The organism is Bacteroides sp. QWL-09, from assembly GCF_058683585.1.
Genome location: NZ_CM178748.1, coordinates 143918 through 155897 on the forward strand (window position 1 = coordinate 143918; position 11980 = coordinate 155897).

Annotated in this window: 11 protein-coding genes; 9 read left to right on the top strand and 2 right to left on the bottom strand. The window is 41.7% G+C overall.

Translation table 11 applies throughout. The features are described 5' to 3' along the window. Window positions 1-31: 31 nt before the first annotated feature. Window positions 32-1192 (top strand): diaminopimelate decarboxylase, encoded by a 1161-nt coding sequence (gene lysA, locus AC4PG5_RS00610; RefSeq protein ID WP_492029570.1) that lies wholly within the window; start codon window positions 32-34, stop codon window positions 1190-1192. Window positions 1193-1309: 117 nt separating this feature from the next. On the opposite strand, the gene kbl is transcribed toward lysA, so the two are convergent. Further along, the gene (gene kbl, locus AC4PG5_RS00615) at window positions 1310-2497 is read right to left on the bottom strand and encodes a glycine C-acetyltransferase (RefSeq protein WP_492029571.1); all 1188 of its coding nucleotides are present in this window, start codon (window positions 2495-2497) and stop codon (window positions 1310-1312) included. A 134-nt stretch (window positions 2498-2631) separates the two neighbouring features. On the opposite strand from kbl, the gene AC4PG5_RS00620 reads away from it, so the two are divergent. The 4 genes from AC4PG5_RS00620 to AC4PG5_RS00635 are packed head-to-tail and all read left to right on the top strand — an operon-like array spanning window position 2632 to window position 6264. Next, window positions 2632-3585, top strand: coding sequence for an NAD-dependent epimerase/dehydratase family protein (locus AC4PG5_RS00620; RefSeq protein WP_492029572.1), 954 nt, complete (start codon window positions 2632-2634; stop codon window positions 3583-3585). Next, window positions 3585-4433 (top strand): DUF4348 domain-containing protein, encoded by an 849-nt coding sequence (locus AC4PG5_RS00625; protein WP_492029573.1) that lies wholly within the window; start codon window positions 3585-3587, stop codon window positions 4431-4433. The genes AC4PG5_RS00620 and AC4PG5_RS00625 overlap by 1 nt, the downstream gene beginning before the upstream one ends. A 16-nt stretch (window positions 4434-4449) precedes the next feature. Then, window positions 4450-5466, top strand: a complete 1017-nt coding sequence (murB, locus tag AC4PG5_RS00630) for a UDP-N-acetylmuramate dehydrogenase (RefSeq protein ID WP_492030652.1) — start codon at window positions 4450-4452, stop codon at window positions 5464-5466. Between the two features lie 39 nt (window positions 5467-5505). Further along, entirely contained in the window at window positions 5506-6264 is a 759-nt protein-coding gene (locus tag AC4PG5_RS00635) for an MBL fold metallo-hydrolase (RefSeq protein ID WP_492029574.1), read from the top strand. Between the two features lie 115 nt (window positions 6265-6379). Here the strand turns inward: AC4PG5_RS00635 and AC4PG5_RS00640 are convergent, their stop codons facing one another. Continuing rightward, the gene (locus tag AC4PG5_RS00640) at window positions 6380-6754 is read right to left on the bottom strand and encodes a DUF3127 domain-containing protein (RefSeq protein WP_492029575.1); all 375 of its coding nucleotides are present in this window, start codon (window positions 6752-6754) and stop codon (window positions 6380-6382) included. A gap of 176 nt (window positions 6755-6930) precedes the next feature. On the opposite strand from AC4PG5_RS00640, the gene dnaN reads away from it, so the two are divergent. The 4 genes from dnaN to recN all read left to right on the top strand — a co-directional run bounded on the left by dnaN (window position 6931) and on the right by recN (window position 11926). Beyond that, window positions 6931-8055: a DNA polymerase III subunit beta gene (gene dnaN / locus AC4PG5_RS00645; RefSeq protein WP_492029576.1), complete on the top strand. Its 1125-nt coding sequence runs from the start codon at window positions 6931-6933 to the stop codon at window positions 8053-8055. Window positions 8056-8144: 89 nt separating this feature from the next. Beyond that, window positions 8145-8924, top strand: a complete 780-nt coding sequence (locus AC4PG5_RS00650; RefSeq protein WP_492029577.1) for an exonuclease domain-containing protein — start codon at window positions 8145-8147, stop codon at window positions 8922-8924. A gap of 90 nt (window positions 8925-9014) precedes the next feature. Next, window positions 9015-10217: a bifunctional phosphopantothenoylcysteine decarboxylase/phosphopantothenate--cysteine ligase CoaBC gene (gene coaBC, locus AC4PG5_RS00655; RefSeq protein ID WP_492029578.1), complete on the top strand. Its 1203-nt coding sequence runs from the start codon at window positions 9015-9017 to the stop codon at window positions 10215-10217. Between the two features lie 47 nt (window positions 10218-10264). Further along, complete coding sequence (gene recN / locus AC4PG5_RS00660) at window positions 10265-11926, top strand: DNA repair protein RecN (protein ID WP_492029579.1); 1662 nt, start codon at window positions 10265-10267, stop codon at window positions 11924-11926. Window positions 11927-11980: the final 54 nt, after the last annotated feature.

An 11980-nucleotide genomic window follows, 5' to 3' on the forward strand; every position in this document is an offset into this window, starting at 1 on the left:
TTTTAAACTTTAACTAAACTGTTTTTACCCCATGAAAGGAATATTTCCTGTTGATAAGTTTCAAGATATAAGGTCGCCTTTTTATTATTATGATACAAAGGTTTTGCGGGATACGCTGGCTGAAGTGAAACGTGAGGCTGTTAAATATTCAAACTATGAGGTGCATTATGCGGTCAAAGCGAATGCAAATCATAAGGTTCTGAATATTATTAGAGAGAATGGACTGGGAGCTGATTGTGTGAGTGGTGGCGAGATACGTGCAGCTATTCGTGCAGGATTTCCTGCGAATAAGATTGTTTTTGCCGGTGTGGGAAAATCTGATTGGGAAATCGACTTAGGATTAGAGCTTGGTATCTTTTGTTTTAATGTGGAGTCGGTGCCTGAGTTGGAAGTGATCAACGAGTTGGCTCAAAAGCAAGGTAAAGTGGCAAATGTGGCTTTCCGCATCAATCCGGATGTTGGCGCACATACGCATGCTAATATTACAACTGGTCTGGCTGAGAATAAGTTTGGAATCAGTATGAACGATATGGATCAAGTGATTGATCTGGCTTTGGAGATGAAGCATGTGAAGTTTATCGGCCTTCATTTCCATATTGGTTCACAGATTCTCGATATGGGCGATTTTATTGCGCTGTGTAACCGTGTGAATGAGCTGCAAGATAAGTTGGAAGCTCGCCGTATCATTGTGGAACATATCAATGTCGGTGGTGGTCTGGGGATTGATTACGGTCACCCTAATCGTCAGGCGATTCCAAATTTTAAAGACTATTTTGCGACTTATGCCGGTCAGCTGAAACTTCGTCCGCATCAAACTTTGCATTTCGAGTTAGGACGGGCCATCGTTGCTCAGTGTGGATCGTTGATCTCGAGAGTGCTTTATGTTAAGCAAGGTACGAATAAAAAGTTTGCGATTCTTGATGCCGGAATGACAGATTTACTTCGTCCGGCTCTTTATCAAGCTTATCACAAAATAGAGAATATCTCTTCTGAAGAGGGAGTTGAGGCTTATGATGTGGTGGGCCCGATCTGTGAATCATCCGACGTGTTCGGTAAATCGATCGACTTGAATAAAGTGAAACGTGGCGATTTTGTTGCTTTGCGCTCTGCCGGTGCTTATGGCGAGATTATGGCTTCAAGCTATAATTGCCGCGAGTTACCTAAAGGATATACCTCTGAGGAATTCATTTAAGTCGTCCGGACTTGAAATAACCGATAAGAATAGGGTTGCTTATGGAGCGATCCTATTGAACTAAAAAAGGCATTCGGGACTCCCGAATGCCTTTTGGTTTATCTGTTACGGAACGTTCTATTTTAAAACGTTCAATTCTTTCCCGACTTTGATAAATGCGGCGATACATTTGTCGAGGTGACATTTGTCGTGACCGGCAGAGATTTGTACGCGGATACGTGCTTGTTCTTTTGGAACAACAGGGTAGTAGAATCCGGTAACGTAGATGCCTTCTTCTAACATACGTGCAGCATAAACTTGTGAAAGTTTTGCATCGTAAAGCATTACCGCACAAATGGCACTCTGTGTCGGTTTGATATCGAAACCGGCTGCAAGCATTTGATCTCTGAAGTAGTTAACGTTTTCGACCAGTTTATCGTGTAGAGCATTGCTTTCTTTCAACATCTTGAAGACTTCAAGGCTGGCACCGACAACCGAAGGGGCTACTGAGTTTGAGAAGAGGTATGGGCGACTGCGTTGGCGCAATAGATCGATGATCTCTTTACGTCCGGTTGTGAAACCACCCATGGCACCTCCGAAGGCTTTACCTAGTGTTCCGGTGTAGATATCTACGCGGCCATAAGTCTTGTACAACTCGCTTACGCCATGTCCTGTTGGTCCAACAACACCTGCTGAGTGTGATTCGTCAACCATCACCAAAGCGTCGTATTTCTCTGCTAATTCGCAGATCTTATCCATTGGAGCAACATTACCGTCCATTGAGAATACACCGTCGGTTACGACGATACGGAAACGTTGAGCTTGTGCTTCTTGAAGACACTTTTCAAGTTCTGCCATATCGGCATTGGCATAACGATAACGTTTAGCTTTACATAAACGTACACCGTCAATGATAGAGGCGTGGTTTAAAGAGTCGGAGATGATCGCATCTTCTTCGCTAAGCAAAGGTTCGAATACTCCTCCGTTGGCGTCAAAACAAGCGGCGTATAAGATCGTATCTTCTGTTTGAAAGTAGTCGGAAATGGCAGCTTCCAGTTCTTTGTGGATATCTTGTGTTCCACAGATAAACCGTACCGATGACATACCGTAACCACGGCGATCCATAATCTTCTGAGCAGCTTCAATTAAGCGCGGATGATTGGACAAACCAAGGTAGTTATTTGCACAAAAGTTTAAAACTTCTTTACCTTTTACTGTAATGGCTGCTTGTTGTGCACTCTCAATCAGTCGTTCTTCTTTATAGAGACCGGCTTCTTTTATCTCAGTCAAGGTTTGACTAAGGTGTTCTTTAATTTTACCGTACATAGTGTTTGTTTTTTAGATTATATGCAAAGGAGACAATTTTTATTGGAATAAACAATATCTTTTTAATTTAAATGTGAAAAAAAAGTGCTTACTTTGCATCATATTTAGCTTAATACACCTTATTAAAAGAAAGAATGAAACACATTTTGGTAATTGGAGCAACCGGCCAAATTGGCTCGGAACTCACGATGGAATTGCGTAAACGTTATGGTAATGAAAATGTTGTTGCCGGTTATATTCAAGGCGCCGAACCTAAAGGAGAACTGAAGGAATCGGGACCATCGGCCATTGTTGATGTCACAGACATAGATATGATTGAATCTGTTGTAAAAAACTATCAGATTGATACCATCTATAATCTAGCGGCTTTACTGTCGGTTGTAGCGGAATCTAAACCGAAATTGGCTTGGAAAATTGGTATTGATGGCTTGTGGAATGTTTTGGAAGTTGCTCGCGAACATCATTGCGCGGTGTTTACTCCAAGTTCTATCGGTTCATTTGGAGAAAGTACACCACACACCCTAACTCCCCAAGATACGATCCAACGTCCACGTACAATGTATGGTATCTCTAAAGTTACTACAGAGTTGTTGAGCGATTATTACTTTAATAAATATGGAGTGGATACTCGTTCGGTACGTTTCCCCGGTATTATTTCAAATGTAACTCCTCCGGGAGGTGGTACAACCGATTATGCGGTGGATATCTATTATTCGGCAGTAAAAGGAGAAAAATTTGTATGTCCTATCGGTAAAGGAACGTTGATGGATATGATGTATATGCCGGATGCATTGAATGCAGCGATTTCATTGATGGAGGCTGATCCAACTCGCTTGGTTCACCGTAACTCGTTCAATATCGCTTCAATGAGCTTTGATCCTGAAACTATTTTTGCAGCGATCAAAAAACATATTCCTAGCTTTGAAATGAGTTATGAAGTGGATCCGTTGAAACAACGGATTGCCAATAGCTGGCCAGATAGTTTAGATGATACATGTGCTCGTCAAGAATGGGATTGGAAGCCTGCTTTCGATTTGGATTCTATGACAGCAGACATGCTTGAAAAGTTAAGCGCTAAGTTAAAATAATGAAACAGATTATTGCAGGGGTTGCAATATTGGTGATTTGTGGGGCTTGTAACAACAAAAAAGCGAATATTGACCCTTTTGCATCTATTACAAACGAAGTCGATTCTAGGCGGAACAAGATCGACTCTGTGTTTAAAAAAGACAGAATAGACGAACCCCTTCCGGTGGAGGAGGATGAGTCTTTTGATGACTTTGTATATCGTTTCGCATCAGACGATACGCTGCAAAGACAGCGTATCGTTTTTCCATTGTCGTTTTATAACGAAGATAAGAAGATGTCTATCGAAAAACGATTTTGGAAGCATGATGATTTGTTTGTCAAGCAAGGGTATTATACCCTTTTGTTCGACTCGGAGAAGGATATGGAATTGGTCGAGGATACGGCTTTAAATAAGGTGAAAGTAGAATTTACTTATTTGAAGACGCGAATAATGAAAACCTATCTTTTCCAGAGAAACCGAGGGGTGTGGATGCTTCAACAGATCAAATTGTCGAACATAAATAAAGGTCAAGAGGATAACTTTCTCGATTTTTTTGAAAGTTTTGCAACGGATAGTTTGTTTCAAACCCATCATGTCCGGGAACCTCTGAACTTTGTTACCACCGACCCTGATGATGATTTTTCAATCTTGGAGACAACGCTCGATTTGAATCAATGGTTTGCGTTTAAACCGACTCTGCCAACCGACTTTTTGTTTAATATTAATTACGGTCAGCAGAATCAGCCGGGTTCTTCGATTAAGATTATCGCGTTGAAGGGAATTGGTAACGGATTTTCGAATATATTGTATTTTCAACGTAAAGATGAAACTTGGGAGTTGTATAAGTTTGAAGATACAAGCATTTAAACAGATATAAACTATGATGGATAAGCCGAATGGAGAATGGCTAAAACGTGACTATTCCTTACTTTCGCACAACACTTTCGGGTTGGATGTGAAAACCAAATTGTTTTTTGAATACCGTTCTGTCGATGAATTGCGGTCGTTTATTGAAAAAGGACTTTTAAGTCGTCCTTATTTACATGTGGGGACTGGAAGTAACCTGTTGTTTACGGGCGATTTCGATGGTTTGGTTCTGCATTCGGGCATTTTAGGCATTGAATTGATCGAGGAAACGGATGATAGCGTATTAGTACGTGTCGGTGCTGGTGTCGTTTGGGATGATTTTGTGGCGTATGCAGTTCAGAAAGAGTGGTATGGAATTGAGAACCTCTCTTTGATTCCTGGTGAGGTTGGTGCTGCTGCCGTACAAAATATCGGTGCTTATGGTGTCGAAGTTAAAGATGTGATTGCATCGGTCGATACGATTAATGATGAAGGGGCAGAGAAATCTTATTCGGTCGAGGAGTGTCATTATCGTTATCGTCATAGTTCATTTAAAGAACACAAGACTGTTTTTGTGACTCATGTCTCCTTTAAACTGAGTAAGGAGAAGTATTATACTCTCGATTATGGAGCTCTTAGAAATGAGCTGACTGCTTATCCCGATTTTACTCTTGCAACCTTGCGCGAGGTTATTATTCGCGTTCGGCAGATGAAATTGCCCGACCCTAAAGACTATGGTAATGCCGGTAGCTTCTTTATGAATCCGATTGTTGAAAGATCGGTATTCGATCATCTAAAGATACAATATCCCGATATGCCTTTTTATGATTTAAATGATGGACGGATCAAGATTCCTGCCGGTTGGTTGATTGAGGCTTGCGGTTGGAAAGGGCGATCTTTGGGGACGGCTGGTGTGTATCACAAACAAGCTTTGGTCTTGGTTAATCTCGGTGGCGCCAAGGGAGCGGATATTGTGGCGTTGTCCGATGCCGTACGTCAATCGGTACGTGAGAAGTTTAATATCGATATTTATCCGGAAGTTAATTTTATTTGATAGTTGGTAACCATTGGGTTATTAAATCTTTTCTTTAGCATGAAGATTCGAATTTTAGGAAGTGGAACATCTACTGGGGTACCGCAAATTGGATGTGAATGTGAGGTGTGTACTTCGCAAGATCCTAGAGATAGACGTTTGCGTGCTTCGGTCTTGATTGAAATCGACGAGGTTCGATTATTGGTGGATTGTGGCCCTGATTTTAGACAGCAGGTCTTGGGGTTGCCTTTTGAGAAAATCGACGGGGTGTTGGTTACCCACGAACATTATGATCATGTTGGCGGGTTGGACGATCTACGTCCATTTTGTTGCTTTGGTGCTATTCCTGTATTCGCTGAACATCAAGTTGCGATAAAGCTTGGTCAGCGGATGCCATATTGTTTTATTGATAAGACTTATCCTGGTGTTCCTAATATTTTTTTGAAACAGATACAGCCCGGCGAATCGTTTACGGTGCGTGGTGTTGAAATTTGTCCGATTGTTGTGATGCATGGTGCCCTTCCTATCTTGGGTTATCGAATTGGCCGACTAGCTTATATCACCGATATGCTTTCTATGCCTGAAGAGTCGTATGAACAGTTGGATGGTATCGAAATATTGATTATTAATGCTTTGCGATTGAAAGCTCATCCCACGCATCAGACTTTGGATGATGCCTTGGCGGTTGTGAAGCGGTTGCACCCAAAAATTACCTATTTGATGCATATGAACCATCATATGGGGTTGCATGCTGAGATTCAGCGACGGTTGCCCGATACTGTCTTTTTGGCCTACGATGGTTTGGAGATTGAGGGATGAACGTTGGGAAGAGGCTTTACAATAAACTGAAATAGAAAGATCTTTTCTTCATATAAAAAGACCTCATTTAAGGCCTTAGAAGGACTTAAATGAGGTCTTTTTTATGGCTCACAAATTAGAATGGCAGGTCGTCATTATCGTTTGTGCTCATGAAATCAGGAGTGTTAGTTGGAGGAACAGGTGAGAATGGTACTTCGCCACCCATCGCAGGAGCTACTCCGGCGCGATCGACTTTCCATGCACGGATACTGTTGAACCAACGATCTTGCCATTGACGAGCATCAATGTCGAAAGAGACGGTCAACTCTTCGCCCATTTGTATGTTGAATTGCTCAATCTTTTCTGTACCAAAAACTTCGAAACACATTTTACGAGGGTATTGATCGTGATTCTCAATAACATACTCTTGTGCTTTCCATTCGTTACCACTAGTTTTAGACACTCCACCTTTAGGTTGTAGAATAGCAATAATTTTACCGGTAAATTCCATTATAATAAATTTTGATTTTGGTGCGAAGGTACAATTTTTTTGGTAATACAAAGAGTCTGTCATTGTGTTTTTCTTTTCTTTTATTAGATAAGCTAAATCTTTTTTTGTAACTTTGTGTTCTAGATATCTTTTAAGATAAAGCAACAGAAATAAAAAATTTTAATACACGAATATATATGAAATTTATCGTTTCAAGTACCACTTTGTTCAGCCGCTTACAAGCTGTTAGCCGTGTGGTTAATTCAAAAAATGCACTGCCTATATTGGATTGTTTCCTATTCAATCTTGAAGATGGAACGTTGTCTGTAACTGCTTCTGATAGTGAGACAACTATGGTAACGACTTTAGAAGTGAACGATAGTGATGAAAACGGTTCGTTTGCTGTGGTTGCTAAGACTCTTTTAGAAGCACTGAAAGAGGTTCCGGAACAACCTTTGGTTTTTGAAATTAATTCGAGTACTTATGAAATTACAGTTCAGTATCAGAACGGTAAGTACAGTTTTATGGGACAAAACGCTGACGAATTTCCTCAATCGGCTCAGTTGGACGGAAGTGCAGTTCGTGTAGATATCGAAGCTGGAATCCTTTTGAATGGTATCAATCGTGCGGTTTTTGCAACGGCTGATGATGAATTGCGTCCGGTAATGAACGGTATTTATTTTGATATTACGACTGAAGACATCACGATGGTTGCATCGGATGGTCACAAGTTGGTACGTTGCAAGACATTTGCTGCTAAGGGGAGTGAACGTGCTGCCTTTATCTTGCCTAAAAAGCCGGCAAGCCTTTTGAAAAACTTACTTCAGAAAGAACAGAATCCGATTAGCATTGAGTTTGACGATCGTAATGCAATGTTTATGCTTGATAACTATCGGATGGTTTGTCGTTTGATCGAAGGACGTTATCCAAATTACAACTCTGTTATTCCTCAAAATAATCCACATAAGGTGACGGTCGACCGTCAGATGTTTATTGGAGCGTTACGCCGTGTGTCGATCTTCTCGTCTCAGGCTAGCAGCTTAATTAAACTCCGTTTACAAGAGAATCAGATTGTCGTTTCTGCACAAGATATCGATTTCTCGACTTCTGCAGAGGAAACTCAAGTGTGCCAATATGCCGGCGCAGCGATGAGTATCGGCTTTAAATCGACTTTTTTGATCGATATTTTGAATAATATTCCGTCTCAAGAAGTGGTGATTGAATTGGCCGATCCTTCACGTGCAGGAGTGATCGTTCCTGTTGAACAAGAAGAAAATGAAGATTTATTAATGTTGTTAATGCCAATGATGCTTAACGACTAATTATAAAAACAAATAAGGCATTGGTTGATTCTATAAAGCACTTAAGTGTGCCGATCAATCAATGCCTTGTTCGATTAATATAGATAGCAATGAAATTGAATTTAAAGAATCCGATAGTCTTTTTCGACCTAGAAACAACTGGGACTAATATCAATACAGACCGCATCGTGGAGATCTGCTACTTGAAGGTTTTCCCCAATGGAAATGAAGAGACTAAAACACTTCGCATCAATCCTGAAATGCATATTCCAGAAGAATCGTCAAAGGTGCATGGCATTTATGATGAAGATGTGGTAGATTGTCCAACTTTTAAGGAGGTAGCCAAAAACATTGCTAAAGATATTGAAGGGTGCGACTTGGCCGGATTTAATTCAAACCGTTTTGATATTCCGGTTTTGGCGGAAGAGTTCTTGCGTTCGGGAGTAGAGATCGATATGTCGAAGCGTAAGTTCGTTGACGTACAAGTCATTTTTCATAAGATGGAACAGCGTACGCTTTCTGCGGCGTATAAGTTCTATTGTGGAAAGAATCTTGATGATGCGCATACTGCGGAGGCAGACACTAGAGCGACTTACGAAGTGTTGAAATCGCAGTTAGACCGTTATGAAGAATTAGAAAACGACATGGCTTTTTTGGCCGAATTTTCTAGCTTTGGTAAGAATGTCGATTTTGCGGGACGCATGGTTTATGACGATAATGGAGTAGAGGTCTTTAACTTTGGAAAGTATAAAGGTGCCTCTGTCGCGGAGGTTTTGAAAAAAGATCCCGGATATTACGGTTGGATGCTTAATAGTGATTTTACGCTGAATACCAAGGCGGTTCTGACAAAGATTCGCTTACGGGAGATGAGTAACCTGATTACAAAATGATATTTCGATGCATTGATCGCTTTGTAGTTGTCAATGCTTCTTTTTTATATAACATTAGTTGAAATAGAGTCGTTTCTATCGATTGAAATTATGTTGGAAGGGAAAAAAATAATTTTAGGGATTACCGGAAGCATTGCCGCTTATAAAGCTTGTTACATCATTCGTGGCTTAATTAAAGCCGGTGCCGAGGTTCAGGTGGTGATAACTCCTGCCGGGAAAGAATTTATAACTCCTATTACCTTGTCGGCTTTGACAAGTAAACCCGTCATCAGCGAGTTTTTTGCTCAAAGGGATGGAACCTGGAACAGTCACGTTGATTTGGGACTATGGGCTGATGCTATGCTTATTGCTCCGGCTACGGCTGCCACTATCGGTAAGATGGCGAACGGCATTGCGGATAATATGTTGATCACAACTTACTTATCGGCTAAAGCACCGGTCTTCGTTGCTCCGGCAATGGACCTCGATATGTTTGCTCATCCTTCAACTCAGAAGAATCTCGATATCTTACGTTCGTATGGCAATCGTATCATCGAACCGGGTACAGGAGAACTAGCCAGTCACCTTGTAGGCAAAGGTCGTATGGAAGAGCCTGAAAAGATTATTCAGGTGTTGGATGAGTTTTTTGCCGATTCCGATTTGGAAGGAAAGAAAGTGCTCATCACTGCAGGACCGACTTATGAAAAGATTGATCCGGTGAGATTTATTGGTAATTACTCTTCTGGCAAGATGGGATTTGCGTTGGCTGAAGAATGCGCCAAACGTGGAGCAGAGGTAACCCTGATCGCCGGGCCGGTCCAACTAAAGACGAAACATTCGGGTATACATCGTATTGATGTGGAGAGTGCTCACGAAATGTATGAAGCCGCGAGTGCTCATTTCCCTCAATCGGATGCCGGCATACTTTGTGCTGCTGTGGCCGATTTTACGTCGGAAGCTGTGGCGAACGAGAAGATTAAACGTGGGAAAAATACCGAACTGACTCTGACGTTACAGGCTACAAAAGATATTGCCGCATCATTAGGGGCGATTAAAACAGAGCGACAAAAACTTGTCGGATTTGCTCTTGAAACGAACGATGAATTACAGAACGCGCATCATAAATTGGAAAAGAAGAATTTCGATTTCATTGTATTAAATTCCTTGAACGATCAAGGAGCCTGCTTCCGTCATGATACGAACAAAATCTCGATCATCGACAGGAAAGGTCGTACGGATTATGCGTTGAAGTCGAAGAAAGAAGTGGCCGTCGATATTGTCAATCGTTTAGTCGATGAGTTGGGAACGCTTTAATGCTTTATTGTAAAGTCTGTAGGTGATAGCTAAAAAATAGAATAGATATGTTATCTTCTTTATATATACAAAACTACGCTTTAATAGAAAAACTGGATATTAACTTCGAGACCGGGTTTTCTGTCATCACCGGTGAAACCGGAGCTGGTAAATCGATTATTCTTGGGGCTATTGGTTTGCTTCTTGGGCAACGAGCCGATGCGAAACTTATTCGTCGCGGGGCAAAGAAGAGCATTATTGAAGCACGTTTTAATATTGGCAACTATGGTATGCAATCTTTCTTCGACGAGAATCAGTTGGAGTATGATGAAGATTGTATTTTGCGACGGGAGATATCGGACTCGGGAAAGAGTCGTGCGTTCATCAACGATACTCCGGCTTCTCTGAATCAAATGAGAGAGTTGGGTGAACGATTGATCGATGTGCACTCGCAGCATCAGAATTTGTTGTTGAATAAAGAAGGTTTTCAACTTAATGTATTGGACATCTTGTCTCATAATGAGGCAACCCTTTCGGCTTATTCCGAATCGTATGCGGCGTGGAGAAAGACAGAAAAAGAGTTGGCCGACCTAATTGATCTGGCGGAAAAGAGTCGTTCGGATGAAGACTTTATTCGTTTTCAACTCGAACAACTGGAGGAAGCCCAACTTCGATCTGGTGAACAAGGTGAATTAGAGGGCGAGTTTGAGACGTTGAGTCATGCCGAAGATATTAAAGCAGTCTTGTATAAAGTCGAACAGATCTTCTCTGATGATGAGAGAGGGGTGTTGTCGCTACTTAAAGAAGGGGTCAATGGAATAAATAGCTTGCGTAAGATCTTCCGTCCGAGCGAAGAACTGGCTGAACGTTTTGAGAGTTCGTATATTGAGATTAAAGATGTCTATCAAGAAATCGCTTCTCTGGCCGAGTCTGTAGAGTTTAATCCTGAACGTCTGGCACAAGTGAACGAACGACTGAATCTGATCTATTCGCTACAACAGAAACATCGCGTTCAAACATTGGACGAACTTCTGACACTGAAGAGTGATTATGAGAAGCAATTGCTGGCCATCACGTCGTATGACGAAAGCATTGATCGGTTACGGACGAGGGTTGATGAGAAAAGAATGCAGGCGCAAGCATTGGCTGATAAGCTGACCGATAGCCGAACGAAAGCTTCACGACAGGTTGAAGGTGATTTGATGGGGCGATTGTTACCTTTGGGGATGCCTAACGTCTGCTTTAAGGTGGAGATCGGACGAAAGAAGGAACTTGGTTTGCATGGACAAGATCATGTGAATTTCTTATTCTCTGCAAACAAAAATGTACCTTTGCAAAATATTACTTCCGTAGCATCCGGCGGAGAGATTGCCAGAGTGATGCTATCGATCAAAGCGATGATTGCCGGAGCGGTGAAGCTGCCGACGATTATTTTTGATGAGATCGATACAGGAGTCTCGGGTGAGATTGCCGATCGTATGGCCGACATCATGCATGAGATGGGAGAGTGTAACCGACAAGTCATCAGCATTACGCACTTGCCGCAGATTGCTGCTCGAGGTTTGGTTCATTATAAAGTCTATAAGCAAGATAGTGCAGAGACAACAATCAGTTATATCCGACGACTGACTACCGACGAACGTGTGGAGGAGCTCGCTCAGATGTTGAGCGGATCGACTCTGACCGAAGCTGCTTTGAGCAATGCTAAGGCATTGTTGCGACTCTCTTGATTGGTGAATATTCGATCGGATAGCGTTTGGCTAAAAATAAAAACGTTATAAAAT

Excerpts from the sequence above, each read along its gene's own strand:
- lysA (WP_492029570.1), top strand. The coding sequence starts at position 32 with ATGAAAGGAATATTTCCTGTTGATAAGTTTCAAGATATAAGGTCGCCT.
- kbl (WP_492029571.1), bottom strand. The coding sequence starts at position 2,497 with ATGTACGGTAAAATTAAAGAACACCTTAGTCAAACCTTGACTGAGATA.
- AC4PG5_RS00620 (WP_492029572.1), top strand. The coding sequence starts at position 2,632 with ATGAAACACATTTTGGTAATTGGAGCAACCGGCCAAATTGGCTCGGAA.
- AC4PG5_RS00625 (WP_492029573.1), top strand. The coding sequence starts at position 3,585 with ATGAAACAGATTATTGCAGGGGTTGCAATATTGGTGATTTGTGGGGCT.
- murB (WP_492030652.1), top strand. The coding sequence starts at position 4,450 with ATGGATAAGCCGAATGGAGAATGGCTAAAACGTGACTATTCCTTACTT.
- AC4PG5_RS00635 (WP_492029574.1), top strand. The coding sequence starts at position 5,506 with ATGAAGATTCGAATTTTAGGAAGTGGAACATCTACTGGGGTACCGCAA.
- AC4PG5_RS00640 (WP_492029575.1), bottom strand. The coding sequence starts at position 6,754 with ATGGAATTTACCGGTAAAATTATTGCTATTCTACAACCTAAAGGTGGA.
- dnaN (WP_492029576.1), top strand. The coding sequence starts at position 6,931 with ATGAAATTTATCGTTTCAAGTACCACTTTGTTCAGCCGCTTACAAGCT.
- AC4PG5_RS00650 (WP_492029577.1), top strand. The coding sequence starts at position 8,145 with ATGAAATTGAATTTAAAGAATCCGATAGTCTTTTTCGACCTAGAAACA.
- coaBC (WP_492029578.1), top strand. The coding sequence starts at position 9,015 with ATGTTGGAAGGGAAAAAAATAATTTTAGGGATTACCGGAAGCATTGCC.
- recN (WP_492029579.1), top strand. The coding sequence starts at position 10,265 with ATGTTATCTTCTTTATATATACAAAACTACGCTTTAATAGAAAAACTG.